This is a genomic window from Paraburkholderia sp. RAU6.4a (assembly GCF_050435625.1).
Classification (GTDB): domain Bacteria; phylum Pseudomonadota; class Gammaproteobacteria; order Burkholderiales; family Burkholderiaceae; genus Paraburkholderia; species Paraburkholderia tuberum.
The window spans coordinates 2,843,821-2,870,092 of record NZ_JBNDKQ010000003.1 but is presented as its reverse complement, the minus strand read 5'-3'; the positions used below and the strand labels follow the sequence as shown (position 1 = coordinate 2,870,092).

Annotated in this window: 25 protein-coding genes and 1 pseudogene; 17 read left to right on the top strand and 9 right to left on the bottom strand. The window is 64.6% G+C overall.

Going from position 1 to position 26,272, the window contains the following annotated elements:
• Nucleotides 1–141: 141 nt before the first annotated feature.
• From OKW40_RS37740 to OKW40_RS37730, 3 genes are read left to right on the top strand one after another with little or no spacing between them, the layout of a single operon-like run.
• Nucleotides 142–702, top strand: coding sequence for a (2Fe-2S)-binding protein (locus OKW40_RS37740; RefSeq protein ID WP_429493907.1), 561 nt, complete (start codon nt 142–144; stop codon nt 700–702).
• Nucleotides 699–1,706 (top strand): FAD binding domain-containing protein, encoded by a 1,008-nt coding sequence (locus OKW40_RS37735; protein ID WP_429493906.1) that lies wholly within the window; start codon nt 699–701, stop codon nt 1,704–1,706. The genes OKW40_RS37740 and OKW40_RS37735 overlap by 4 nt, the downstream gene beginning before the upstream one ends.
• On the top strand, nt 1,703–3,964 hold the full coding sequence (locus tag OKW40_RS37730; RefSeq protein WP_429493905.1) for a xanthine dehydrogenase family protein molybdopterin-binding subunit: 2,262 nt from the start codon (nt 1,703–1,705) through the stop codon (nt 3,962–3,964). Before OKW40_RS37735 ends, OKW40_RS37730 begins: the two co-directional genes overlap by 4 nt.
• Nucleotides 3,965–4,035: 71 nt before the next feature.
• On the opposite strand, the gene OKW40_RS37725 is transcribed toward OKW40_RS37730, so the two are convergent.
• A complete protein-coding gene (locus tag OKW40_RS37725; protein ID WP_184060132.1) occupies nt 4,036–4,458 on the bottom strand; it encodes a PRC-barrel domain-containing protein in 423 nt (140 codons plus the stop codon).
• Nucleotides 4,459–4,752: 294 nt separating this feature from the next.
• Here OKW40_RS37725 and glgX point away from each other — a divergent pair, with 294 nt between their 5' ends.
• The 3 genes from glgX (at nt 4,753) to OKW40_RS37710 (ending at nt 9,372) form a co-directional block, all read left to right on the top strand.
• Nucleotides 4,753–6,966 carry a glycogen debranching protein GlgX gene (glgX, locus tag OKW40_RS37720; protein ID WP_429493904.1) on the top strand — a complete coding sequence of 738 codons (2,214 nt, stop codon included), beginning with the start codon at nt 4,753–4,755 and terminating at the stop codon, nt 6,964–6,966.
• 151 nt (nt 6,967–7,117) lie between these two features.
• Nucleotides 7,118–7,294 (top strand): DUF2934 domain-containing protein, encoded by a 177-nt coding sequence (locus OKW40_RS37715; RefSeq protein ID WP_090809937.1) that lies wholly within the window; start codon nt 7,118–7,120, stop codon nt 7,292–7,294.
• 95 nt (nt 7,295–7,389) lie between these two features.
• Nucleotides 7,390–9,372 (top strand): AI-2E family transporter, encoded by a 1,983-nt coding sequence (locus OKW40_RS37710; protein ID WP_429493903.1) that lies wholly within the window; start codon nt 7,390–7,392, stop codon nt 9,370–9,372.
• A gap of 57 nt (nt 9,373–9,429) precedes the next feature.
• On the opposite strand, the gene OKW40_RS37705 is transcribed toward OKW40_RS37710, so the two are convergent.
• Together OKW40_RS37705 and OKW40_RS37700 are read right to left on the bottom strand one after the other, a co-directional pair.
• Nucleotides 9,430–9,603, bottom strand: coding sequence for a hypothetical protein (locus OKW40_RS37705; protein ID WP_184035179.1), 174 nt, complete (start codon nt 9,601–9,603; stop codon nt 9,430–9,432).
• Nucleotides 9,604–9,666: 63 nt separating this feature from the next.
• Nucleotides 9,667–11,277: an FAD-dependent oxidoreductase gene (locus tag OKW40_RS37700; protein ID WP_429493902.1), complete on the bottom strand. Its 1,611-nt coding sequence runs from the start codon at nt 11,275–11,277 to the stop codon at nt 9,667–9,669.
• Nucleotides 11,278–11,528: 251 nt separating this feature from the next.
• Between OKW40_RS37700 and OKW40_RS37695 the strand changes: the two genes are divergently transcribed.
• On the top strand, nt 11,529–13,688 hold the full coding sequence (locus OKW40_RS37695) for a response regulator (protein WP_429493901.1): 2,160 nt from the start codon (nt 11,529–11,531) through the stop codon (nt 13,686–13,688).
• 151 nt (nt 13,689–13,839) lie between these two features.
• Nucleotides 13,840–14,127, top strand: coding sequence for a hypothetical protein (locus tag OKW40_RS37690; protein ID WP_187611388.1), 288 nt, complete (start codon nt 13,840–13,842; stop codon nt 14,125–14,127).
• 118 nt (nt 14,128–14,245) lie between these two features.
• Here the strand turns inward: OKW40_RS37690 and OKW40_RS37685 are convergent, their stop codons facing one another.
• The 3 genes from OKW40_RS37685 to OKW40_RS37675 all read right to left on the bottom strand — a co-directional run bounded on the left by OKW40_RS37685 (nt 14,246) and on the right by OKW40_RS37675 (nt 16,118).
• The gene (locus tag OKW40_RS37685) at nt 14,246–15,265 is read right to left on the bottom strand and encodes a class I fructose-bisphosphate aldolase (protein WP_184060157.1); all 1,020 of its coding nucleotides are present in this window, start codon (nt 15,263–15,265) and stop codon (nt 14,246–14,248) included.
• A gap of 97 nt (nt 15,266–15,362) precedes the next feature.
• Nucleotides 15,363–15,782, bottom strand: a complete 420-nt coding sequence (locus OKW40_RS37680; RefSeq protein ID WP_184060159.1) for a secondary thiamine-phosphate synthase enzyme YjbQ — start codon at nt 15,780–15,782, stop codon at nt 15,363–15,365.
• 15 nt (nt 15,783–15,797) lie between these two features.
• Complete coding sequence (locus OKW40_RS37675) at nt 15,798–16,118, bottom strand: thioredoxin family protein (RefSeq protein ID WP_184060161.1); 321 nt, start codon at nt 16,116–16,118, stop codon at nt 15,798–15,800.
• Between the two features lie 172 nt (nt 16,119–16,290).
• On the opposite strand from OKW40_RS37675, the gene OKW40_RS37670 reads away from it, so the two are divergent.
• Nucleotides 16,291–16,587: a DUF2628 domain-containing protein gene (locus tag OKW40_RS37670; RefSeq protein ID WP_429493900.1), complete on the top strand. Its 297-nt coding sequence runs from the start codon at nt 16,291–16,293 to the stop codon at nt 16,585–16,587.
• 82 nt (nt 16,588–16,669) lie between these two features.
• Here the strand turns inward: OKW40_RS37670 and OKW40_RS37665 are convergent, their stop codons facing one another.
• Nucleotides 16,670–16,867 (bottom strand): hypothetical protein, encoded by a 198-nt coding sequence (locus OKW40_RS37665; RefSeq protein ID WP_429493899.1) that lies wholly within the window; start codon nt 16,865–16,867, stop codon nt 16,670–16,672.
• 228 nt (nt 16,868–17,095) lie between these two features.
• Here OKW40_RS37665 and OKW40_RS37660 point away from each other — a divergent pair, with 228 nt between their 5' ends.
• From OKW40_RS37660 to OKW40_RS37635, 6 genes are all read left to right on the top strand, one after another.
• The gene (locus OKW40_RS37660; RefSeq protein ID WP_187611382.1) at nt 17,096–17,869 is read left to right on the top strand and encodes a peptidoglycan recognition protein family protein; all 774 of its coding nucleotides are present in this window, start codon (nt 17,096–17,098) and stop codon (nt 17,867–17,869) included.
• Entirely contained in the window at nt 17,866–18,186 is a 321-nt protein-coding gene (locus tag OKW40_RS37655; RefSeq protein WP_429493898.1) for a hypothetical protein, read from the top strand. Before OKW40_RS37660 ends, OKW40_RS37655 begins: the two co-directional genes overlap by 4 nt.
• Before the next feature lie 92 nt (nt 18,187–18,278).
• Nucleotides 18,279–18,887: a hypothetical protein gene (locus tag OKW40_RS37650; RefSeq protein WP_090809958.1), complete on the top strand. Its 609-nt coding sequence runs from the start codon at nt 18,279–18,281 to the stop codon at nt 18,885–18,887.
• Between the two features lie 334 nt (nt 18,888–19,221).
• Entirely contained in the window at nt 19,222–20,565 is a 1,344-nt protein-coding gene (locus OKW40_RS37645; protein WP_429353741.1) for a sugar efflux transporter, read from the top strand.
• A 216-nt stretch (nt 20,566–20,781) separates the two neighbouring features.
• Nucleotides 20,782–21,816 (top strand): phosphogluconate dehydrogenase (NAD(+)-dependent, decarboxylating), encoded by a 1,035-nt coding sequence (gnd, locus tag OKW40_RS37640; protein WP_184060167.1) that lies wholly within the window; start codon nt 20,782–20,784, stop codon nt 21,814–21,816.
• A 74-nt stretch (nt 21,817–21,890) separates the two neighbouring features.
• Nucleotides 21,891–22,589: an HAD family hydrolase gene (locus tag OKW40_RS37635; RefSeq protein ID WP_184060169.1), complete on the top strand. Its 699-nt coding sequence runs from the start codon at nt 21,891–21,893 to the stop codon at nt 22,587–22,589.
• 51 nt (nt 22,590–22,640) lie between these two features.
• On the opposite strand, the gene OKW40_RS37630 is transcribed toward OKW40_RS37635, so the two are convergent.
• Together OKW40_RS37630 and OKW40_RS37625 are read right to left on the bottom strand one after the other, a co-directional pair.
• Nucleotides 22,641–23,171, bottom strand: coding sequence for an ankyrin repeat domain-containing protein (locus OKW40_RS37630; RefSeq protein WP_184060171.1), 531 nt, complete (start codon nt 23,169–23,171; stop codon nt 22,641–22,643).
• 114 nt (nt 23,172–23,285) lie between these two features.
• Complete coding sequence (locus OKW40_RS37625; protein ID WP_260321128.1) at nt 23,286–23,414, bottom strand: hypothetical protein; 129 nt, start codon at nt 23,412–23,414, stop codon at nt 23,286–23,288.
• Nucleotides 23,415–23,634: 220 nt separating this feature from the next.
• Here OKW40_RS37625 and OKW40_RS37620 point away from each other — a divergent pair, with 220 nt between their 5' ends.
• Both OKW40_RS37620 and OKW40_RS37615 read left to right on the top strand, forming a co-directional pair.
• Nucleotides 23,635–26,028: a phosphoketolase family protein gene (locus tag OKW40_RS37620; protein WP_429493897.1), complete on the top strand. Its 2,394-nt coding sequence runs from the start codon at nt 23,635–23,637 to the stop codon at nt 26,026–26,028.
• Nucleotides 26,029–26,271, top strand: a pseudogene (locus OKW40_RS37615) (acetate kinase); the annotation flags it as partial.
• Nucleotide 26,272 lies beyond the last annotated feature (1 nt).

Below are 26,272 nucleotides of genomic sequence, written 5' to 3'. Positions count from 1 at the left end.
GCGTCGGCCTGCCTCGCGACGCGCCGGACGCCGCGGCGGCATCGCGCTCGCGCGCTGTCGCCGCTTTGCATTGGTTTGAATTGCGTTGAGTTCCGTCGCGCGCCGCACTGCTTGCGCGATGCCTTGTGAGGAGGAAATCCGATGGCTACCCCCGATGCTGAAACCGCCCGGGCCGACGCGCCCGCGTCGCATGCATTGACGTTCGAGATCAACGGCGAGACGCGGCGCTTCGACGTCGAGGCGTGGACCTCGCTGCTCGATCTGCTGCGCGAGCATGCGCACCTGAGCGGCACCAAGAAGGGCTGCGATCACGGTCAATGCGGCGCTTGTACGGCGATCGTCAATGGCCAGCGGATCAATACCTGCCTCGCGCTCGCGGTCGTGTACGACAGCGCATCGATCACGACGATCGAAGGTCTCGCGAACGGCGACACGTTGCATCCGCTGCAGCAGGCGTTCATCGATCACGACGCGTTCCAGTGCGGCTACTGTACGCCCGGACAAATCTGCTCGGCGCACGCGATGCTCGAAGAAGGACATGCGCGCTGCGCGGACGATGTGCGCGAGCAGATGAGCGGCAATCTGTGCCGCTGCGGCGCGTATCCGAACATCGTCGCGGCGATTCTCGACGCTGCGCATTTCGGTGACGATGATGCAAGGAAAGACGGTGCGGTCGCGAATAAATCTGGAGCGCGGCCATGAACCGCTTCTCGTACACGCGCGCCGATGCGGTGCAGGATGCGCTCGAACGGCATCGTTCGGACAGGGGCGCCGCGTTCCTCGCGGGCGGCACGAATCTGGTCGACCTGCTGCGCGAAGACGTGGCGCGCCCGGCTTTGCTCGTCGACATCAACCGTTTGCCGCTCAGGCAGATCGAAGCGTCGGCGCAGGGCGGCCTGAAGATCGGCGCGCTCGTCACCAATAGCGCGCTCGCGTATGACGATACCGTCGCGACACGCTACCCGCTGCTCGCGAAAGCGATCCTGGCGGGCGCGTCGCCGCAGATTCGCAACGTCGCGACGGTCGGCGGCAATCTGCTGCAACGTACGCGCTGCTACTACTTCTACGACGTGGGCACGCCATGCAACAAGCGCGAACCCGGCAGCGGCTGTCCGGCGCTGCATGGCGTGAACCGCATTCACGCGATCCTCGGTGCGAGCGAGCACTGCATCGCCGTGCATCCGTCCGATATGTGCGTCGCGTTGGCGGCGCTCGGCGCCACCGTGCATCTGATCGGCAACGACGGCGCACGCACGCTGCCGTTCGCGGATTTTCACCGGCTGCCCGGCGATACGCCGCATATCGACACCAACCTGCGCGACGACGAACTCGTGACCGCGATCGAACTGCCGCCGCAAGGCTTTGCCGCGCATCACGCGTACGTGAAGGTGCGCGACCGCGCATCGTATGCGTTCGCGCTGGTGTCGGCCGCGGTCGGTGTCGAGCTCGATGACGAGTCGCGGATCGTCGACGCGCGTTGCGCGCTCGGCGGGGTCGCGCACAAGCCGTGGCGCGATCCCGCCGCCGAAGCCGCACTGCGCGGCGAGACGCTGAACGCGCGAACGTTGCGCGACTTTACGGCGACGCTGCTGCGCGGTGCGCGCGCTCAGCGCGACAACGCGTTCAAGATCGAACTCGCGGCGCGCGTGATCGTGCGCGCCTTCGGCGAGGCCACACAACGTTCGTTCGAGGAGGCCGCGCGATGAACCGTGCCGAAACCTTGCCGTCGACAGGCAGCCCGAAGCCTGCCACCGGCGTGCCGCATTCGCGTGTGGACGGGCCCGTCAAAGTGACCGGCGCCGCGCAATATGCCGCCGAGTTCTGCGTCGAAGGGCTCGTGTATGGCGTCGTCGTGTCGGGAACGATCGCGACAGGCAAGATCGTGTCGATCGATACCTCGGCCGCCGAGGCGCTGTCCGGCGTGCTGCTCGTGCTCACGCATCGCAAGCGCCCGGCGCTGCCGTCGGACGTCGATGCGTTCAAGGACATGATTGCGCCCGGGGGCACGCCATTGAGGCCGCTTTGGGACGAGCGCGTGTGGTACAGCGGGCAGCCGGTCGCGCTGGTGGTCGCGCAATCGCTGGAACTGGCGCGCTACGCGGCGTCGCTGGTGCAGGTGGGTTACGAGGCCGGCCCGCACCAGACCGATATCGAAGCAGCGTTGACGAGCGCCGTGCCGCCGTCGGCCGAGAAGGGCGGCTTCGATCCGCCTCCGCCCGAGCGTGGCGACCCACGCAAGGCCTTGGCCGCTGCAAAGGCGCGCGTGGACGCGTTCTACACGACACCACCGGAGTATCACAATCCGATGGAAATGCACGGATGCACCGTGGTGCCCGATGCGCAAGGACGCTTGACCGTCTACGAAAAGACTCAGGGCGTCGTCAATACGAAGGGCTATCTGACGCGTGTGTTCGGTTTGAAAGACGACGAAGTGCAGGTGGTGTCGCCGTTCGTCGGCGGCGCGTTCGGCTCCGGCTTGAGGCCGCAATATCATCTGGCGCTCGCGGTAATGGCCGCGCGCGAACTGAACAAACCCGTGCGCGTCACGCTGACCCGGCAGCAGATGTTCACCTTCGCGCATCGTCCGCAAACGGTGCAGCGCGTCGCGCTCGGCGCGTCGGCGGATGGCCGCCTGCAGGCGGTGATCCACGAGGCGGTGTCGGAAACCTCGCGCTACGAGGACTACTGCGACGTGGTGGTCAACTGGGCGGGGCAGCTGTATCGATGCGACAACGTGTCGATGGGCTACAGGGTCGCGAAGCTCGACGTGCCGACACCGGCCGACATGCGCGCGCCCGGCGCGACACAAGGGCTCTTTGCGCTCGAAGTCGCGATGGACGAACTGGCCGAGGCATTGCGGATGGACCCGCTCGAATTGAGGCTCGTCAACTATGCGGAGCGTGACGCGAACAGGAATCTGCCGTTTTCGAGCAAGGCGCTGCGCGACTGCTATCGCGAAGGCGCGGCCCGCTTCGGCTGGGCGGGGCGGCCGCTCGAGGCGCGCGCGCGCCGCGACGGCAACGAGTTGATCGGCTGGGGCATGGCGACCGGTGCGTGGGACGCGATGCAGAACGAAGCGGCCGCACGCGCGGCGTTGACGCCCGATGGCCGCGTCAGCGTGTCGAGTTCGACCGCCGATATCGGCACCGGAACCTACACCGCGATGACGCAGATCGCCGCCGATGCGCTCGGCGTGCCGCTCGGCGACGTCAGCTTCGAACTTGGCGACACCCGGCTGCCGAAGGCGCCGATCGAGGGCGGATCGTGGACGGTGTCGTCGGTGGGCAGCGCAGTCGATGCCGCGTGTACGCGCCTGCACAACCGTCTGGTTGAACTGGCGCGCGAACATGGTGGCGCACGGTTCGCGTCGGCGACTCGCGAACACGTGCGGCGCGAGCGCAACCGGCTCGTGTGCGGCCCACACGCGGACGACTCGATCGCGATTGCGACGCTGTTGCAGCGTGCGGGGCTGGACGAACTCGAAGAGCAGGCCAGCGTGAAGCCGCACGAAAAGCAGCAGGCGTATTCGATGGGCACGCATTCGGCGGTGTTCGCCGAAGTGCGCGTCGACGCAGCGCTCGGCACTGTGCGGGTCACGCGCGTGGTCAGTGCGGTCGCGGCGGGACGCATCGTCAATCCGAAGACGGCGCGCAATCAGGTCGCGGGCGGCGTCGTGTGGGGCATCAGCATGGCGCTGCACGAGCACGGCCAGTTCGATCACGCGCTAGGACGCCAGATGAATCACAACCTCGCCGAATATCACATGCCGGTGAATGCCGACATTCACGAGATCGACGTGCTGTTCGTCGACGAGCGCGATGACATCGTCAATCCGCTCGGCGTCAAAGGTGTCGGCGAAATCGGCGTGGTGGGCGTGGCCGCGGCAGTGTGCAACGCGATCTGGCATGCGACCGGCAAACGCATCCGCGATTTGCCCATTACGCCCGACAAGCTGCTCGGCTGACTACGCCCCTGAGCGCCTGTGCATGGATGGCCCGTTGCCGCGTCGATCGATTCGACGCGGCAACGCCGCGCTCAATTCGCGTACTTGAACTCCGGCAACGCCTCGAGCGATTTCTTCGTCGCCTCGGGCAGCACGACGCGCCGGTTGTCGATCTGCAGATCGTTGAACGGCACGGCGACCAGATGCTTGCCCATGCCGAGAAAGCCGCCGACCGACAGGATCGCATACGTGGTGCGCTCGGTGCCCGGCGACACGATCAGATCGTCGAGCGTGCCGATGTTGTCCTTGTTGCGGTTGTACACGTCCGCGCCCGACAGCTTCGACGCGCGATAGCCGCTCGCGAGCTGCACGACGTCCGTGCGTTTTTCGGTGATCGCCTGCGGCGCGCCTTGCGCGAACGCGCTGCCGCACGTGCCCAACGCGGAAATCAGCGTCATGGCGGCGAGAAGCGATGCGGAAGCGGCCAGCGGTGTGATCTGCGGGTTGCGCATCATCTGTGTTCTCCCGGTTTGGTGTCGTGGCGTTTCGACGGCGCGCAATGCATGCGCCTTGCCGGTATGCTGCAAATCTCATGCCGCGACTTTGAGCTGAGGGAAAGCGAGGCGGATCAGGCCCATAAGTTGCTATACGCACCGGCCCGCTGCTTGCGCGCGGTGCAATGTCCGGCGCGCGGGCCTCGAATGCCTACACTGGAACAATGAGCAGCAAAGAACACGTGGAAAGGCAGTTGAAAAAAACACATGCATGACCCTGAGATACACACCTCCTTGCAGCCATTGAGAACACCTATGTCTTCCCCAGCCAGCTACTCGACACGCATTGCCGAAGGCACGCCTTTTCCGCTCGGCGCGACATGGAACGGCAGTGGCGTCAACTTCGCGTTGTTCTCCGCGCACGCAACCAAAGTCGAACTGTGTCTGTTCGATGAAACTGGCCAACACGAACTCGAACGGATCGAGCTGCCCGAATACACCGACGAGGTATGGCATGTGTTCGTACCGAATCTGAAACCGGGTGCCGTCTATGGATATCGCGTGCATGGTCCCTACGAGCCCGAAAACGGGCATCGCTTCAATCCGAACAAGCTGCTGCTCGATCCATATGCGAAGGCGCACATCGGCGAGCTGAAATGGGCGCCGGAAATTTTCGGCTATACGCTCGGCTCGGAAGAGCTCGACCTGTCATTCGATGAACGCGATAGCGCGCCTTTCGTGCCGAAGTGCAAGGTGGTCGATGCGAATTTTTCGTGGAGCCATCCGGAGCGCAACGCGCTGCCGTGGGAGCGCGTGATTCTCTACGAGACGCACGTGCGCGGCTACACGAAACGTCATCCGCGGGTGCCCGAGCGTTTGCGCGGTACGTTCGCGGGTCTGGCGCAGCAGCCGGTGCTCGACCATATCCGCAGCCTTGGCGTGACCTCGGTCGAGCTGATGCCGATCCAGACTTTCGTCAACGACAGCCATCTGCTCGACAAGGGTCTCACGAACTACTGGGGTTACAACACGATCGGCTTCTTCGCGGCCGATCCGCGCTTTTTCGCGTCGTCGACCGAGTCGGTCGGCGAATTCAAGGAGATGGTCGACCGGTTTCACCAGGCCGATCTCGAAGTGATACTCGACGTCGTGTACAACCACACGGCCGAAGGCAACGAACGCGGCCCGACGGTCTCGTTCAAGGGCATCGACAACGCGTCGTACTACCGGCTGATGCCCGACGAGCCGCGCTACTACATCAACGACACCGGCACCGGCAATACGCTGAACCTGTCGCATCCGCGCGTGCTGCAGATGGTGACCGACAGCCTGCGCTACTGGGTCACCGAAATGAAAGTGGACGGTTTCCGCTTCGATCTCGCGACGATCCTCGGCCGCGAAGATCACGGCTTCGACGAGGGCGGCGGCTTTCTCGACAGCTGCCGCCAGGACCCGGTCCTCTCCAGCATCCGGCTGATCGCCGAGCCGTGGGATTGCGGCCCCGGCGGCTATCAGGTGGGCGGTTTTCCGCCGGGCTGGGCCGAATGGAACGATCGCTTCCGCGACACCGCGCGGGCGTACTGGAAGGGCGACGAGGGCACTGCCGCCGATCTCGCGACGCGCGTCACCGCGTCGGGCGACAAGTTCAATCATCGCGGCCGGCGGCCGTGGGCGAGCGTGAACTTCATCGCCGCGCACGACGGCTTCACGCTGAACGATCTGGTCTCGTACAACGACAAGCACAACGAGGCAAACGGCGAGGACAACCGCGACGGTCATTCGGACAACAAGTCGTGGAACATGGGCGTCGAAGGACCGACCGACGACGCCGACATCCGCCAGCAACGCGAGCGCCAGAAGCGCAATCTGCTCGCGACGCTGCTGCTGTCGCAGGGCACGCCGATGATCCTCGCCGGCGACGAATTCGGCCGCACGCAGCAGGGCAACAACAACGCGTATTGCCAGGACAACGAGATCAGCTGGGTCGATTGGGATGCGATCGACGACGACGGCCGCGCGCTGACCGAGTTCGTGCGCAATCTGACCACGTTGCGCCACCGTTTGCCGGTGCTGAGGCGCGGCCGTTTTCTGACTGGCGAATACAACGAGACGCTCGACGTGACCGACACGCGCTGGCTATCGCCGGACGGCACCGACATCACGGGCGAGCAGTGGGCCGATCCGGCGATGCGCTGCTTCGGCCTCGTGATCGACGGACGTGCGCAGGCGAGCGGCATTCGCCGTCTCGCGTCCGACGCGACCTTGCTGCTGGTGCTGAACGCGTATCACGACGTCGTCAACTTCACGCTGCCCGACATTCCCGAGGGCGATTTTTGGACCTGCCTCGTCGACACCAACATGCCGGTGCGCGCCGAGCTGCCGCAATTCAGCGCGGGCGATGCCTACCAGGTGACCGGCCGCTCGCTGCTGGTGTTCGCGCTCGAAGCGCCGAGCCGCGCGACGCAGCGCGTGTTCGACCGCCTCGAAGAGCAGTTGACTTCCGACGAAGGCGACTCCGCGCCGGGCTAGTGCAGGCTGGCGAGCGACGCCAGCCCCGTTGCAAAAGCGAGCCGCAGCACAGGTACAAGGTTTGCTCCCGCTGTCGTTGACGATACGCACGCGTCTGCGACCTACGCCACGGCAGGCGTGCGCACGCAAACGGCCAAGCTGGAGTGAACAAATGGAACAGGAACCAAGCGTCGACGAGCAGATCCGCACGCGCGCCTACTATCTGTGGGAGCAGGCGGCCGAGCCGAAGGGCACGCCCGAGCAATACTGGGAGCAGGCCCGCAGTGAGATCGAGAAGGAGGCACCACCGGTCGAGAGCGGGCCGGTGTCGGGCGATTCGTTGAAGTAGACATTCCTCAACGGTATTGAGTAATAAGACTCCGAGCCGGCGAACCGCGTCCGGCTCAGGGACCGTTTTTCCATGCCCGATTTTCGCTTCGCAACATGAACGACACACCCGAGCCGCGCGGCACGAGTGCCGCCTCGCGCATTCAGGCGGCCTCCACCGCATTCGGTATCGAGGGCCTCGTCACGTTCGGCGTCGGCGTGATCGCGGTCGCATGCCTGTACGTCGCGAGCGCGGTGATGATTCCGATCACGCTCGCGATCCTGTTGAGCTTTCTCGTCGCACCGCTCGCCGATGCGCTGTCCCGGCTCAAACTCGGCCATGTCGCGTCGGTGTGCGCGGCGGTCCTGATCTCGGTGTCGGTCATCGCGCTGCTGTGCGCGGTAATCGCCACACAGCTGACCGATCTCGCGGCCGGCATGCCGCGCTATCAGGCGACCATCCAGCACAAGATCGACACCGTGCACAGTCTGACGATCGGCAAGCTGAACCGTTTCGCGAGCGAGGCGGGGCAGGCATTGCAGCGCGCGACGATCGAGCCGCCGCAGCCGCGAGCGCCGAACGGCGCGGCGGCCGCGGCGAGTCCGCAGGCGTCGACGGCGGTGCCGGTGGATGTGCGCGAGCCGGTGCCGACGCCGTTCGAGCTCGCGCGACGCGTGCTGTCGCCGGCCATCAGTCCGTTGGCAACCGCGTTCATCGTTTTCGTCGTCACGATCGTGATCCTGCTGCAACGCGACGACCTGCGCGATCGCGCGATCCGGCTGTTCGGCTCGCGCGACCTGCACCGCACGACCACGGTGATGGACGAGACCGCGCGGCGCCTGAGCCGCTACTTCGTGTCGCAACTCGGCGTGAACACCGGCGTCGGTGTCGTGATCGGGGCGGGGCTGTTTCTGATCGGCGTGCCGAGCCCGATCCTGTGGGGCATTCTCGCGGCGCTGCTGCGGCTCGTGCCCTACGTCGGCATCTGGATCGCGGCGATATTGCCCACCGCGCTCGCCGCCGCGGTCAGTCCCGGCTGGGCGATGGCGATCTGGTCGCTGGTGCTGTTCGTGGTCGCGGAACTGGCGGTGGGGCAGGTGGTCGAGCCGCTGCTGTATGGGCGCAGCACCGGCCTGTCGCCGTTTTCGGTGGTGGTCGCGGCGATCTTCTGGAGCTGGATCTGGGGGCCGATCGGGCTGATCCTGTCGACACCGTTGACGCTGTGTCTGCTGGTGCTCGGGCGGCACGTGCGGCGTCTCGAGTTTCTCGACGTGCTGCTCGGCGATCAGCCCGCGCTGACGCCGGTCGAAAACTTCTATCAACGCGCGCTCGCCGGCGATCCGGATGACGCGATCGAGCAGGCCGAAGTGCTATTGCGCGACCGCTCGCTGTCGGCCTATTACGACGAAGTCGCGATCAAGGGCTTGCGGCTCGCGGCCAACGACGTGACGCGCGGCAGCGTGACGAGCACGCAACTCGCGCGCATCGAGTCGACGACCAACGACCTGGTCGACGGCCTCGACGGCTACGAGGATCGCGAGCCCGCGCCGCTCGCGACGCAGGCGAAGCCGGCCGCAGTGGGGCCGCTGGCACCTTCCGACGAAACGCAGGCCGCGCGGGCGATGCCACGATCGGTCGACGCCGCGCCCGTGTTCGCCTCGCATGCGCCGACGAGCCGCGTGTTGTGCCTGCCGGGCCGTGGCCCGCTCGATGCGCTCGCGACGATCATTCTGCTGCAGTTGCTCGGCAAGCACGGCTTCGCGGCGCGCTCGCTGCCGCACGAGGCGGTGTCGCGCGCGTCGATCGACAGTCTCGTGGCGGACGACGTGGGCATCGTCTGCCTTCTGTATCTGCAGATCGACGGCATTCCGTCGCATCTGCGCAATCTGATCCGGCGCATCCGCACGCGCTTGCCGAATGCGTCGATCGTGGTCGGCCTTTGGACACCAGAGGATACGCAGCAGTGGAGCGCGGAACAGCAGGAATCGCTGGAAGCGGAGTGCGCCGTGACGTCGTTGCAGCAGATGCTGGCCGCGTGCGGTCGTCTCGATGCGACGCGAACGGTGATCGCGGAGCCGCAGTTCGAGGATGGCCGATAGGTGGTTTTCCTGAGCAATCGTTGCTGATGCGTCCCGGCATCGCGGCTTGTTATCCGCCTATTGACCGGCGGGCTTGTCGTGCCCGCCCTTTGACTTGTCCTGCTCCGGCTCGATCTTCGTGGTGCCGCCGGTCGAAGGCGGGTCGCTAGCCGGGAAGCTGTCTTCGACCTGCTTGTCGATCTGCTGCTCGCTCTTTTCCGAGTGCGGATGCTTTTCCTTGTTTGTCGTCATGGTGGCTCCTTGCTCCAGGTTGAACGTCAAGACATCGGATCGCACGGGTCCACGTGCGCATCGTCACGACGCCGCCGCTTCCGGCGCGCCGATGATCGCGAGCGCGTCGGCCCGCGACAGCCCGCCGCGCATCGCGTCGGAAAGCCGCGCGGTCAGCGCTTCGCGCTCGCAGGCGAACACCGCGTCGACGTGGCCGTCGCGCACGTACAGCGCGATGAACTGGTGATGATCGAAGTCGCCATCGACGACGATCTCATCCCACTCGCTCGCGTGGCCGAGGTATTCGAAGTTCTTGCCGTAGTGATAGGTCCAGAAGAACGGCACGTCGGCATAGCGATTGCGCACACCGCACATGTTCTGCGCGGCGATGCGCGCATGCTGCTGCGCGACGCGCCAATGCTCGATACGCACCGGCTCCTGGTTCTCATGCAGCGTGAACACGGCGATATCGCCGGCCGCATACAGACCGCACGCGGCGTTCATGCCGGCATTGACGACCACGCCGCCGTCCTTCTGCAATGGCAGTCCTTCGACAAACCCCGTAGCCGGCGCAACCCCCGTGCCCAGCAGCACGACATCGGCCGCGATGGCCTCGCCGCCGGCGAGCATCACCGTATGCACATTGCCTTCCTCGCCCTCGAGCGAGGCGACCTTGGCGTCGAGATAAAACTTCACGCCATTGCTTTCGTGCAGCGCGCGAAACATCTGGCCCGCGCGCTCGCCGAACTGCTTCGCGAATGGCACCTTGTCGCGCGAAATCACGGTGACGGGCACCCCGTGCTTGCGCAACGCGGACGCGACTTCGAGGCCGATGAAGCTGCTGCCGAGAATCGCGACGCGGGTTTGCGATGCATCGTCGCCGAGCGCGTCGATCAACGCGGCGGCATCGTCCAGGTGTCGAAGCACATGCACGCCGCCGAGTTCGCAGCCGGGCATGTCGGGCACTTTCGGCACGCTGCCGGTCGCGAGCAGCGCGGTGTCGTATTTCAGCGGCTCGATGCTCTGCTCGCTACCACCCGCGCCGGCTTCGAAATGGATCGTGTGCGCAGGCACGTCGAGCCGCGCGATCTTCGCCACGATGCGCTCGATGCCGTGCGTATGCAGCCAGTCGGGCGGCAGCAGCGGCGGCACGTCGGCGGGTGTCATTTCAAACGAGGGGACGAATTTGCTCAGCGAGGTGCGGTCATAGGGCGCGTGCGCTTCGTCGCCGATCAGCGTGATGCGGCCCTCGAAGCCGAACTCGCGTAGCGCGGCACAGGCAGCGGCGCCGGCCGCGCCCGCGCCGATTACCACGTAGTGCTTGCCTTGCGCGGTGGCATCGGGCGGGGATGTGTGCGCCGCCGGCGCCGGCGCTGCGATTTTTTCCGCCGACACGAGCACGTCGTCGCCATCGAGCGTGACCGGGTAGCGATCGAGCGGCAGCAGCGCGGGCGGCTCGAGCACGTTGCCGGTCGCGACGTCGAACGTACCCTTGTGCCATGGGCAGATGATCCGGCCATGGCACAGCGCGCCCTCTTCGAGCGGGCCCCCGGCATGCGGGCAATCAGGCGAGTAAGCCCGCACGGTGTCGCCATCGCGCACGAGCAGAATCGGCGTGCCGTCCACGATCACGCGCACCGCGCGGTCCGCTGGCAATTCCGGGAGCCGCGCGACGCGGCGGGCAGTCGTGGACATGGTGAGGCCTCGCGCAAGAAAGAGCTCGCGCAGCGCACGCAAACGCGTCGCGAGCGGTGACGGAAGTACGCTTGCCATCAAGCAGCGATAAGGCAGCAATCGTCGTGCCCGGACGCGTCGGCGGAGTGATGCCGTGAAGCTGCTTGGGAAGATAGGCCGAGTTGCGGTAAATTTCGAGGCAGGGGAATTAGCGCGCGAACAGCGGCGTGCGAATTCACAGGCAATGCCTTCCCTGACCGTATGCAACTTTGATGGAGCAGGTGACCGTGCAGCGTGCAGAACGTGTCGCAGTCGATGTGCCGATGCCGTCACGCAACTTCGCGGCGACGCAGCGCATGCTGCTGATCTTGCTGGCCGTGTCGATCGTGTTTCCGTTGGCCTGCCTCGTGGGCTACGGCTACTTCGACTACCAGCGCCGCATCTCCGATGCGAACGATGCGCTCGACCGCCTCGCGCGCGTGGCGCAGGAGCAGGCCGTCAAGGTGCTGGATTTGAACCGGCAGATGGCCTCGCGCGTGATCGAGCTGCTCGGCAATTCCGACGACGCGCAGATCCGCGCGCGCGAGCGCGAATTGCACGAGCGTCTGCAGAGCATCGGCGGCGACTTTCCGCAGGTGGCGTCGATCTCGCTGCTCGGTGTGAACGGCCAGTTACTTGCGTCGAGCCTCGCGTATCCGGCGCCGGCAGTGACGAGCGGCTTGCGCGACGATTTTCTCGCCGCGAAGGCAATGCGTCCGCAGCCGTATTTCTCGCTGCCGATGTTCGGCAAGCTGTCGAAGGTCGACGTGTTCACGACCGCGATCGGCCGCTCGGGTACGGACGGTCAGTTTCTCGGCGTGGTCACGGTGGCGCTGCGCAGCGAATATTTTTCGCGCTTCTATCGCGAGCTGACCAACGGCGATCCGTCGCTCGCGCTCGCGCTGTACCGGCAGGACGGCAATCTGCTGGTGCGCTATCCGCCGTGGCCGGCCGGCGCCCGGCCGTCGATGCACAGCGCGTTCATGTCCGCGTTGCGCGACAAACAGCTGTTCGGCCACGTGCACCTGAATTCGACCGTCGACGGCGTCGAGCGGCTGCTCGCGTTTCGCCGTGTCGGCGACTATCCGTTGTATGTGATGAGCGCGTACGCGATGTCATCGATCGTGGCGGCGTGGCGCACGCACTTTATGTTGATCGCGGCGCTGACGGCGGTGCCCTGCATCGCGATCTGGTGGCTCGTGCTGTATTCGCTGCGTCAGCTCGAGGCGGAGCGGCGCGCGTGGGAGCGGTGGCAGGGCGAGGTCGCGATGCGTTTGTCGGCCGAGGCGTCGAGCCGGCAACTGCAGCGCATGGGCGCGCTCGGCAATCTGGTCGCGAATGTCGCGCACGATTTCAACAACCTGCTGATGGTGGTGTCGGCGAACACCGAGCTCGCGCGCCTCAAGCATTACAACGATCTCGAGAAGGAAGTGCATGCGGTCGAGCGTGCCACGGCCACGGCCGAAGCGCTGACGCGGCGTCTCTTGAGCGTCGCGCGCAAGCAGCCGCTGAAGCAGGAGCCCGTCGAGCTTGCGCGCTGGCTGCCGGCCGCCGTGCCGCTGATCAACGCGGCGCTCGGCGACACGGTCGAACTGGCGTTGCGCATGCCGGAGAACCTGTGGCAGGTGCTCGTCGATCCGACCGATCTCGAGTTCGCGATCGTGAACATCGCGATGAACGCGCGCGATGCGATGCCGCGCGGCGGACGCTTCGTGATCCGCTGCCAGAACAATCGGCTGGTCGGCAGCGATACGCTGCTGCCGGACGGCGAGTACGTGCTGATCGCCTGTTCCGACGACGGCGAAGGGATGCCCGAATCGGTCGCGCGACGCGCGTTCGAGCCGCTGTTCACGACCAAGCTGCGCGGCTCGGGCACCGGCCTCGGGCTCGCCCAGGTGCTGTCGATGTCCGAGCAGGCCGGTGGCACCGCGAAGATCGACAGCGTGCTGGGCAGCGGCACGACGGTGCGGATGTTTTTGCCGCGCTATCGTGAGGGCGCCGCGCTGGCCGGCGCCGATGCGCGCCAGCCGCTGCCGACCGCGGCCGGGGCCGTGCTGCTCGTCGAGGACAACGAGGACGTCGCGGCCGGCGTGACCGCGGTGCTCGAAACCTTCGGCTGCGAGGTGCATCACGAGCCGACCGCCGACCAGGCGTTCGACGTGCTGAGCGCTGGCGAGCGCTTCGAGCTCGTGCTGTCGGACATCCAGATGCCGGGCAAGCTGAACGGTATCGACCTGGCGGAGAAGATCCGCAGCGCGTGGCCGTCGCAGAAGATCGCGCTGATGACCGGTTACGCCGACGAGCTCGACCGCGCGCGTCGGCTCGGCATTGCGATACTCGCGAAGCCGTTCAATATCGACGAACTGCATGCGCTGCTGGCTTGCGGCACCTGAAGCCGCGGCAACGTTCGTCTATCGCGTCCATGGGCTTTTCCTGGCGTGCTGTGCTGCGGCACAGCCCTTGCTGAAAAGAGCGCGAGGTTTGCGCGTGCGGTCACCGCGCGCCCACTTCCTTTCGACACTCCCGACACCCAGGAGAATCGCCATGAAGATCAGACACGCAGTGCTCGTTTCCACCTTGCTCGCGGCTTCGTCGCTCGCAATGGCGCAAGGCGCCGGCGGTGGCGCAGGCGGCGGCGGGGGGCCGGCCGGCAACGACCCGAACAGCAACGCCGCGACCTCGACACGCGAGGGCGGCGATGCGGGCGCGACCGGGGAGACCACGCCTTCGACTCACCATCACATGAAGAAGCATTCGAAGTCGAAGAAGCCCATGACGGACTCGACGAATACGCCGGGCGCCGACGCGAGCAGCGATACGAAGGGGCAGTAAGCGCAGCGTGTCAAGGCAGGGCGGCTGGAGTCGCGCGTCGGGTGTGACCCGGCGTGTCGGCTCCGGCCGTTTTGTACATAAACGTGATTACTGGCGATTTGCAATCGCTCGCCAGCGTTCAATCCTTTTCCATCGCCGCGTCGTACTTGCCGAGCGCGGCCGCGCCGTTCAGACGCGCGCGCTTGAGCAACGCCTGCTGCGCTTCCTTCACGTTGGCCGGCTGTCCGCGCCACGCATTCAACGGCGGCTCCTGCAACGCGCGCCCGTACGAAAAGCTCAGATTCCACGGCAGCGCGCCGAGCCGGTTCATCGCACTGAGATTGGCGGTAGCCTCCTCGGGCGACTGTCCGCCCGACAGGAACACGAGACCGGGAACCGAAGAGGGCACCGTACGCATCAGCACGCGCACGGTCGCCGCCGCGATATGCGCCGTGCTCGACTGCTGCTGATGCTCGGAGCCGGCCAGCACCATGCTCGGCTTCAGCACGATATGTTCGAGCACCACGCGATGCCGATGCAGCGCATGAAACACCTCGTGCAACACGGCCTCGGTGACTTCCGCGCAACGCTCGATCGTGTGCTCGCCGTCCATCAGCACCTCGGGTTCGACGATCGGCACGATGCCAGCTTCCTGGCTGATCGCCGCGTAGCGCGCGAGAGAATCGGCGTTCGCCTCGATCGCGAGCCGGCTCGGCAGGCTCGCCGTGATGTTGTAGACCGCGCGCCACTTCGCGAAGCGCGCGCCTTGCCGTTTGTAATCGACGAAGCGTTTGGCGAGACCGTCGAGGCCTTCGGTGATCTCGTCGCCGGGAGCGAGCGCGAGCGGCACCTTGCCGAGGTCGACCTTGATGCCGGGCACGATGCCGTTTGCCGCGGCCACCTGCGGGAACGGCGTGCCGTCGTCGGCTTTCTGGCCGAGCGTTTCTTCGTAGAGGATCACGCCGCTCACGAACTCGCCGAGACCGGGCGTCGTCAGGAGCAGGTTGCGATACGCGCGACGGTTTTCCTCGGTCGATTCGAGGCCGATCGTCTTGAAGCGTTTGGCGATGGTCGGGCCGCTTTCGTCGGCGGCGAGAAGACCCTTGCCCGGTTGAACCATCGCCTTGACGGTGGCTTGCAGTTCGCTACGGGTGTCCATGAGGTGTGCTCCCTTGGGTAGGCTCCGGTCGATGCGGTGTGCGGAGAAGTGCCGGTGACAGTTTCCTTTGCGTGACGAGTGGGTGCGAAAGCGGACTTCATTCGCCGAGCAGATGCAACACGATATCGCGCGGCTGCGGGTGACGCCGATGTTCGAACAGATACAGCCCCTGCCATGTGCCGAGCACCATCCTTCCATGCTCGACGGGCACGCACAACTGCACCTGGGTGAGCGCCGTGCGCAGATGCGCGGGCATGTCGTCGGGGCCTTCGGTGTCGTGCTCGTAGCGCGTGTCGTCCTCGGGCGCGAGGGTCTCGAAGTAGCGCTGCAGATCTCGCCGCACGGACGGATCGGCATTCTCCTGAATCAGCAGCGACGCCGACGTGTGCCGGCAAAACAGCGTCAGCAGACCGGTACGGATGTCCGTGTCGTCGACGAAGCGGCGCGCGTCGTCGGTAAATTCGACGAGCCCGCGGCCGCGGGCCTGGACACTCAGATGATGGATGACCTGGCGCATGACGGAGCTCGAATCTCAGAGCGACGCGAACGCGTCGTCGATATCCTCGGCGCTGCGTGGCCGCACCACGCGCGCGACCTCGGCGCCGTCGCGCATCAGTACGAGCGTCGGCCACAGCTTGACCTTGAACGAGCGGCCGAGCGGGCGGCCCGGGCCGTCCTCGATCTTCAGATGCCGCAGGCCCGTGTGCGGCGCGAGCGCCTGGCGGATCGATGCCTGCGCGCCCTGGCAATAGCCGCACCAGTCGGTGCCGAATTCGACGACGGTGACGCCGGGCAGCGAGTCGAGCTCGGCGCGGGTCGGTCCTTTCGGGGAATAAGCTGTCGGCGAGGTCATGCGTGCTCCGCTGCTGATCGTGATCTGCCAAGGGTAGCAGCTATGCCGCGGATCGTCAGCGCAGCGGCCGTATGCTGCCGATGCGCGCGGTGTCACCGCGGCATGTTAAAAAGCGGTGCGCGCGTGCTCGATCGATCGACGCGCCGCGTCATCGCACGGAACCTCGCAAAACATGAACGCACGAATCTATCTGCAACATCCGCAACACAAAGACGCTATCGCGGTCGCGACCGGCTTCAGCTGGGGCGCGTGCCTGCTCGGCTTCATCTGGGCGCTGTCGAAGAGAATGTGGTTCGCCGCGTTCGTGATGCTAGGCATCAACGTGATCCTGCTCGGCATCGGGCTGTGGGGCGAGACGGCCGATTTGATCGGCTTCGTGCTGTCGGTCGTGTTCGCGTTCGCATGCGGCGCGTATGGCAACCGGTGGCACCGCTGGACGCTCGAACAGCGCGGCTACGTCGTGGTGTGATGCGTTCGCGCTGGAGCGGGGGTTGCTATGCGCAGGAATGTGATCGAAGCTGAGTTCAATCCGTCATGGAGGCGTTTTATGCTCATTGCATCGGCAATCGCAGGTCTTTCCGCTGATCGGCTTTCGACGCGCCGGCCTTGCCCTCACGCTGCGGCAACTGGCCGAGCATTGCGAATGTGCGGCCCACGAACACATTCAGGCTCGTCGCTCGATTGACCCGTCCCGCCGAACGCATGACGGCTGCGGCTTGAACGATGACGACGAAAGCGACTGCTGGCACTTGCTTATCCTACCGTCGCGAACGACTCGCGCTGCTGTCTGGTTGTCTGCCCTAACAACGGATTACGCCGAGCGGGCAGCAACGCTAGACATCGCTATGCACCCCGGATAATTGACCATTGTTAACAAAAACCAAAATCCGTTTGATTGCGCCAGAATTTCCTTCCGTGCTAGTGTGATCCCCACGCATCCCTCACGCACGCAAACTTAATGCCTCAGAAACCTAATAATGGCTGACTATAACAGCAGCAACTACTGGACCTCCTCAACTACAGAAAAGCATGACAGCAAGCAAAACGCCATTGCAATATCGGTCGATGACCGCGCCGCCACCCGGCAGGCGATTATCAATATGCTTGCGCGAAAAGGCTACAGGCTGATTGAGCGTTCAGCGTGGCACGCAAAGCCCCCGAGTGGCGCGATGCGGGAAAGTCATTGGGACTATCAGGATATTGTGATACACCACGCGGGCCGCAGCTATTCTTGTGGCGCACCTTCTATTGAAGAGATGCAGCGCTTACAGGCGGAGGACATGCGCAGAAGCCCGCCTTTTGGCGATGCAGGATACCACTACGCAGTTTCATGTCAGGGCGAGATATATGAGGCCCGCGATATTCGGTTTGTTGGTGAGCATGTGGCTGCAAGCAATTCGGGAAAAATCGGTATTGTGTTTCTATCCGATTTGGTTGAGGCAGGTGAGGCCTATGAACAGGAATACGGCAATCTATCGATATTTGATAAGCTCAAAAATATTCGCGGGATTCTAACCGATCAGACTATTTCAGGGCATGATAAGCCAACCCCGGCTCAGATTCAAGCTGCCACAGCTTTGTGTGGCGTCTTAAAAGATTTTTTTAATATTTCCAGACTGGGTGGACACAGGGAATATCAAAGATTGGCAACGAATACGGGGCGGGCCTGTCCTGGCAAGCTTGGAATGGATGTTGTGAAATTGCTGCGTTCGAGATTATCGCTATCTGTGCCGGGAAGTGATCTGCCATGAAAAAGAAAGTTTTTGTGGGTGTTTTTGTTATAATTTTTGCATTGGGGATGCTCATCTTCAATGTATTTGTAGGGTATTACAATTCATATGTCGATCATAATGAGAATGAGATCTATTTTTTAAAGAAATTTCCAACTTTAAGACGGGAATTTGTCAACCCATTTGCAAATGAAGGCGATGCCCCTTCCGTGGATGAACTATCAACCAATACTCGCAGAGAGCTTTCCGATTTTTGCAAATATGCATACGGTCTGACTTTTAATGACTCAAAGTCCCTTGAGGCTTGTAGGGCGCAGATTCTTCGAGAAAATCAGTAACCGAATTCAAAGCTTTCCTATAGGTGATCGAGCACAAGCTTTTTTTCGGTTGCACTCGACTCATCTGAGGGCGAAATAGCGCAGGAGATTACATGGGAATTTTTTATGCGGCTGTGGACGGAGATCCGCTGACGAGTCACGAGGACAGTCACGTTATTGCGCGCGAAGGCTATCGCGCCGCCACGATAAAAGGGGATGACGGCAAAACCCGAAGTGTGGTCTACATTGGCGATAGCGCTTGGTGTGGTGCATGCCAAAGCACAGGGGTCATCGTCGGCGGCGCGGGGATCAGTGAGAATCGCCGCATGATTGATCTGGCCGGGGGGGCTCGCCGCCAGGCTGTCGGTGGAGATGCGATTCACTGCAACTGCTCGACCCCGCCGTGCATCATTGCGATTCACGGAACGCGATGGTCGATCACTGACGACACACAGCTTAAAGCAACGAGCACTCAGAAGCACGCCACCCCGCCAGCACCGCTTGTCGAGCCAACGCATACGCGCTGGTTCGCCATCGTCGACAGCGTAACCGATGAGCCTTTATCTGGCCGTGAATTCATCGCGGACGTTGATGGTGTCAGACAGGCCGGCAGGACCGATAGCAACGGTTACGCACGGATTACGACCAATGACGAGAAGCCCGTCGATATTCATGTGGTTTTCCATTCTCCCGCACGCAAACTCAATGCATCGGGAACCTGACAATTAACTGGTGCTTTTGAACAACTATCACACCGAGTTCTATCCGACCTACGACTACAAGGCGCAGGCGCAGCAAATGCGCGCAACTGAGGGCAAGTAGCGGCGAGCGTGCCAACAGCTTGCCGCTAACGGCACGCATCGGCACGGCGCGGCGCGAGTCGCCGGATGCATCCGCGCACGCCTCACGGATTTGGGACAGCTATTAGCGGGTTTACGCGAGCCGCGCTCCGGGTCGATAATGCCCCGGTCGTTCCGGCCCCCTGCCTGCGACGCCTAACGTGCCTTCGAGCGCTTCGCTGCGTATCGAGGCCCGCTCCACCTGACCCACCGCCCCGTGTTGAAAACTGCGCGTTTTTTCGACCTGCTTCGCATTCCAGGCTTCAAGCCGCTCGCCGCCGCCACCCTGATGCTCGGTGTGGCGATGTCCTTCACCGCACCGTATCTGTCTCTGTTCGGCATCGAACGCGCCGGCATGACGCCGTTCCGGCTCGGCGTATTCATGACGTTGATCGCCGCGAGCGGCGTGCTCGCGAGCACGGTGGCGGGGCGCTGGAGCGACCGGAGCGGGCGGCATCGACCGTTATTGCTGGCGGCGCTCATCGCAGCCGCGCTCGGCTACCTGTGTCTGTGCGTGGTGCGCGATTACCGGCTGCTGCTCGTGGTCGGCATCGTGTTCATCGGCGCGGGCGGTTCGGCGATTTCGATGGTGTTCTCGTTCAGCCGCGCGGCGCTGCCGGTGCCCGACCCTGCCGAGCGCGTGTTCGCGAGCGCGACGCTGCGTACGATCCTCTCGGCCGCATGGGTGTTCGGGCCGGCGGTTGGCGCGCTGGTGCTCGCCGCGACGAGCTTCACCGGACTCTTCCTGTTCGCGGCCGCCAGCTTCGCGACCTGCGGCTTCATCGTCTGGCGCATGCAGGAGCCGCAGAGCCATCTCGGCGATCACACGGTCGAGGACACCGCGTCGGAGCCGTCCGCGTCGATCACGGTGCCGCCGCTGAGGCAGCCCGGCGAGGACGCGCACGAAACACTGCCGGTCGCGTCGGCGAACGACATCCTGCGCTCGGTGACCGCGCTGACCTTACTCGGCCTCGCCGCGAACGCGACGATGATCGTACTGCCGCTGTACATCGTGCATGGGCTCAACGGCACGCATCTCGACGTGTCGGTGATGCTCGGTCTCGGCGCGCTGACCGAGATCCCGATGATGCTCGCGCTCGGCGCGAAGTCGTCGTCGCTGCACAAGCCGAACTGGCTTGCCGCGTGCGCGGCCGTGCATGCGGTGTACTTCGTCGCGATGTCGCTGGCCGGCAACGTCAGCGTGCTGATCCCGATGCAGATGCTGAACGCGTTCGTGGTCGCCGTGACCTCGTGTCTCGGCATGACCTACGTGCAGGATCTGATGCCGCATTCGCCCGGGCGTGCGACCGCGCTGTTCTTCAATGCGGCGCGGGTCGGCTCGATCCTGTCGGGCGTGCTGTCGGGGCTGCTCGTGCAGGCGTTCAGCTATCGCGGCACGTTCCTGTTCTGCGGACTGCTGGCGCTGGGCGCGCTGGTGCTGTTCGCGGTGCCCGGCTATCGCTATCCGCTGATGTGGCGCGCCGTCAAGCGCTTCGCGGCCGAGCAATACGCGAAGCTGGCCGCCCGCCGCGGCACCCGCGTGCCCGAGCGTAGCGAATGACACGTGGGCTCGCCGCGTTCGCTTTCGTGCGGATGCGGCGCGCCTCCAGTTGCGTGGAACTTTGAGCCGCGCTGCGCCTCTGCAAAAAAGTGCGGCTTGCTTCGGTACATTCGGCGTAGCTCGCGACACAACGCCTATGCTTAAGGGCAGCCGCGCCGCCGCAACACGATGACCGGAAAATCGGGCAGCGCAACGCAGCATCTTTAGGAGCGAGCCATGCAGCTAGGCATGATTGGATTGGGACGAATGGGCGCCGACATGGTGCGGCGCCTGACCAGGGGAGCTCAGCAGTGCATCGTCTACGACGTGCAGCCGGCGGCGGTCGACAGGCTGAAGCAGGAAGGCGTGGCCGGCGCGAGCTCGCTCGAAGACCTCGTCGCGAAGCTCGACAAGCCGCGCGCCGTGTGGCTGATGGTGCCCGCCGCCGTGGTCGACGCGACGCTCGACAAGCTCGTGCCGCTGCTCGAGCCGGGCGACGTCGTGATCGACGGCGGCAACTCCTACTACCACGACGACATCCGCCGCGGCCAGCAACTCGGCGCGCGCCAGCTTCACTACGTGGACGTCGGCACGAGCGGCGGCGTCGCGGGGCGCGAGCGCGGCTACTGCCTGATGATCGGCGGCGAGGCTGAGGTCGTCAAACGGCTTGAACCGATCTTCTCGACGTTGGCGCCCGGCGCGGGCACGCAGAGCGCGACGCCGGGCCGCGCGGCGGGCGCGAGCACCGCTGAGCAGGGCTTTCTGCATTGCGGCCCGCAAGGCGCGGGGCATTTCGTCAAGATGGTTCATAACGGCATCGAGTATGGGCTGATGGCCGCCTACGCCGAGGGTCTGAACGTGCTGCGCCACGCCGACGCCGGCCGGCACGCGCGCGAGGCCGATGCGGAGACGTCGCCGCTGCGCCGTCCCGAGCTGTATCAGTACGATCTGAATCTCGCGGATATCGCCGAGGTCTGGCGGCGCGGCAGCGTGATCGGCTCGTGGCTGCTCGACCTGATCGCCGGCTCGCTCGCCAGCGACACCGAACTGAAAGGCTACGCGGGCCGCGTATCGGATTCGGGCGAGGGGCGCTGGACCGTCACGGCGGCCATCGACGAAGGTGTGCCGACGCCGGTGCTCAGCGCGGCGCTGTTCGCGCGCTTCAGTTCTCGCGGAGAAGCCGATTTCGCGAATCGCGTGCTGTCGGCGATGCGGCACGATTTCGGCGGCCACGCGGAAAAACCCGTTGCGCCGGACGGCGGGCTGAAGTAGCCGAGGCCATCCACGCGTGCGCTATCACGCCGACCCGCCGAACCGTCCCGCCGAACTTGCCACAAGGAACCCCGATGCCAGTCACCTCCGCCACGCCGCACGACGTCGTGTTTCTGTTCGATTGCGACAACACGCTGCTCGACAACGATCACGTGCTGCAGGATCTGCGCGCGCACATGATGGGCCAGTTCGGCGAAGAGAACAGTGCGCGCTATTGGGAAATCTTCGAGAACCTGCGCACCGAACTCGGTTACGCCGACTACCTCGGCGCGCTGCAGCGCTACCGGACCGAGCATCCACGCGACACGCGCCTGCTGTTGATGTCGTCGTTCCTGATCGAGTATCCGTTTGCGAACCGGCTCTATCCGGGTGCGCTCGACGCGCTGCGGCATCTCGGCAAGCACGGGCCGACGGTGATTCTGTCGGATGGCGACGTCGTGTTCCAACCGCGCAAGATTTCGCGCTCGGGCCTGTGGGACGAAGTCGACGGGCGCGTGCTGATCTACATCCACAAGGAGCTGATGCTCGACCAGGTGATGGAATGCTATCCGGCGCGCCATTACGTGATGGTCGACGACAAGCTGCGAATTCTGAGCGCGATGAAGAAGGCATGGGGCGCGGAGCTGACCACCGTGTTTCCGCGCCAGGGACACTATGCGTTCGATGCGAAGCAGATCGCGAGCAATCCGCCCGCGGACGTGACGGTCGGGCGGATCGGCGAGTTGGCGGAGCTCGACGTGGACACGCTGTTGCGTAGCGCGAAGGGCAACTAGGCGGCGCCGCGCGCGTGGTGCGGGCGCCGTTTCATGGGTGACATCGCGGGCTCACGCGCCCAGCGCTTTCAGGCGCGCCTGGGTATCGGCCGCGCCCATCCGTGCGGCGGCATCGGCCGCGCTGACGCCGTTCGCGTCGCGCGCATGCGGGTCCGCGCCGTGCGCGAGCAGCAGATCGACGATCGCGGTGCGGTTGAACATCGCCGCGATCATCAGCGCGGTACGGCCATCGGGCGATGCGCCTTCGACGTCGGCGCCATGCGCGAGCAAGGTTTCGATCACCTTGTCGAAGCCCTTGAACGCGGCGCCCGCGATCGGCGTCTGGCCCGCGTCGTTGCGCAGGTTCGCATCGGCGCCCCGGTCGAGCAGCGTGCGCACCGCGTCGACGTGGCCGTGGTAGCTCGCGAGCATCAGCAGGCTGTCGCCGCGCTCGTTGCGCAAATTCGGCGGCACGCCTTTCTCGATGACGGCCGCGAGCATCGTCGCATCGCCGCGCCGCGCGAGGTCGAAGACTTCGCGCGCGAGCGCCTGCAATTCGGGATCGGGTTGCGATGCGGGCGGGTTGTCGGTGCGGTCGGTCAAGGCACTCTCCTTGCGATGAATGAGCGGCGCATTGCCAATGCCGCGCCCGGTCTTTCAGCGAGCATACACATTGCGTGGCGCTCGCGTTCGCACGCTGGCAGCCGCGCCGCTGTGCTAGACGTGGCTGAACAGCTTGACCAGCAGCCCGAATATGCCGATCGGTATGGCGACAGCGAGGCATGTGAACACGAGCGTAAGGACCAGGACCACGAGCACTTTGAGCGCACTGGGAGATGTCGACATGGCGGCCATTGACCTGAGACAGAAGATCACGAAAAGAAAGCAGACAGCGCAAGGAGTTGCAGCACGAATGCCACATTCAGCGCGACATACTGGGAGGGGTAGAAAGCATTCGCCCCCGTTTGAGCAGCTTAGTACATTCGACTCGCACCGCCCGGCTTCGTTTCGAGTGCGCCGCATCATCCGCCAACCAGCCTGACAGTTCTTTTCGAGGAGTGACGCCATGGCCGAAGCAACCTCGCATCCCACCCCACCGGAAGTTCTGGACCCCGATACGCTGCGCAACCTCGATCGCTACTGGCGCGCATGCAATTACCTGTCGGTGGGCATGATCTATCTGCGCGACAACCCGTTGCTGCGCAAACCGCTGAAGGCCGAGCACATCAAGAACCGGCTGCTCGGCCATTGGGGCTCCGACGCCGGCCAGAGCTTCGTGCTCGTGCATCTGAACCGGCTGATCCGCAAACACGATCTCGACGTGATCTTTCTGTCCGGCCCCGGTCACGGCGCCCCCGCGAGCCTCGCGCACTGCTACCTGGAAGGCCACTACTCGGAAATTTATCCGGACCGCAGCGAGGACGAAGCCGGTATGCGGCGCTTTTTCCGGCAATTCTCGTTCCCGGGCGGCATCGGCTCGCATTGCACGCCCGAAACGCCGGGCTCGATTCACGAAGGGGGCGAACTCGGCTACAGCCTGTCGCACGGCTACGGCGCCGCGTTCGACAACCCCGAGCTGATCGTCACCGTGATGATCGGCGACGGCGAAGCGGAAACCGGCCCGCTCGCCACGTCGTGGCATTCGAACAAATTCCTGAACCCGATCCGCGACGGCGCGGTGCTGCCGGTGCTGCATCTGAACGGCTACAAGATCGCCAACCCGACGCTGCTCGCGCGCATTCCGCGTGAGGAACTCGAAGCATTGATGGTCGGCTACGGGCACAAGCCGTATTTCGTCGAAGGCGACGATCCCGACACGATGCATCAGCAGATGGCCGCGACGCTCGAACAATGCATCGGCGAAATTCGCGCGATCCAGCAGCATGCGCGGCAGAACAACGACACGACGCGGCCGCGCTGGCCGATGATCGTGCTGCGCTCGCCGAAGGGCTGGACCGGGCCGAAGGAAGTCGACGGTCACAAGGTGGAAGGCTCGTGGCGCTCGCATCAGGTGCCGGTGGCCGATGCGGTGAGCAATCGCAAGAGTCTGCAGATCGTCGAGGATTGGCTGCGCAGCTACGGCCCCGAAACGCTGTTCGATGCGAACGGCCGGCTCGTCGAAGAACTGCGCGCGCTCGCGCCCGAGGGCGCGCGCCGCATCAGCGCGAATCCGCACGCGAACGGCGGGCTGTTGTGCAAGATGCTCGACATGCCGCCGTTCCGCGACTACGCGGTGGCCGTGAAGAAACCGGCGGCGGCGTATACGTCGCCGACCGCGGTGCTCGGCACGTTCCTGCGCGACGTGATGCGCAACAACATGTCGAACTTCCGGCTGTTCGGTCCCGACGAAACTTCGAGCAACAAGCTGCACGCGGTCTATGAAGCGTCGGGCAAGACCTGGCTCGCCGCGCTCGAACCGGGCGACGCCGACGGCGGCGAACTGTCGCCCGATGGCCGCGTGATGGAAATGCTCAGCGAGCACACGCTCGAAGGCTGGTTGGAAGGCTATGCGCTGACCGGCCGTCACGGACTCTTCGCGACCTACGAAGCGTTCGTGCACGTGATCGACTCGATGTTCAACCAGCACGCGAAGTGGCTCGAAAAAGCCAAGCGCGAGCTGGGCTGGCGGCAGCCGGTGCCGTCGCTCAATCTGCTGATCACGTCGATCGTGTGGCGCCAGGATCACAACGGTTTCACGCACCAGGACCCCGGTTTTCTCGACGTGGTCACCAACAAGAGCCCGGACGTCGTGTGCATCTATCTGCCGCCCGACGCGAACTGTCTGCTGAGCGTCGCCGATCACTGCCTGCGCTCGCGCGACTACGTGAACGTGATCGTGTCCGACAAGCAGCCGCACCTGGACTATCTCGACATGGACGCGGCCGTCACGCATTGCACCAAGGGCATCGGCATCTGGGACTGGGCGTCGACCGATCAGGGCGTCGAGCCGGACGTCGTGATCGCGTGCGCGGGCGACATCGCGACGATGGAAGCGCTCGCCGCCGTGCAGATCCTAAAGGAGCGCTGCCCGACGCTGAAGATCCGCTTCGTCAACGTGGTCGATCTGTTCCGCCTGATGCCCGAGCATGCGCATCCGCATGGACTGTCCGACCGCGATTTCGATTCGCTGTTTACGACCAGCAAGCCGGTGATCTTCAACTTCCACTCGTATGCGGCGCTCGTGCACAAGCTCACGTACAACCGTCAGAATCACGGAAACATGCACGTGCATGGCTATAACGAGAAGGGCAACATCAATACCCCGCTCGAACTCGCGATCATCAACGGCGTCGACCGCTTCACGCTGGCGATCGATGCGATCGATCGCGTGCCGTCGCTGCGCGGCGTCGGCGATCATACGAAGGAGTGGCTGCGCGGGCAGATCATCGAGCATCTCGCGTATGCGCACGAGGAAGGGATCGACAAGGAGGAAATCCGCAACTGGACGTGGAAAGGCTGAGCGACCGCGGTGCGCAAGACGATCGGCGGGTACGCGGCACTGCTTGGCGGCATCGATCTGCTCGTGTTTACCGGCGGGATCGGCGAGCACAGCGCCGAGGTTCGGCGGCGCGTATGCGATGGGCTTGCGTTTCTTGGGCTCGTCGAAAACGATCCGGCGGGCAAGGTGAGAGTGTTGCACACCGAGGAGGAAAGGCAGATCGCACGGCATTGCCGGCAACTGCTGCAAGCGGGCGGGAGCTGAC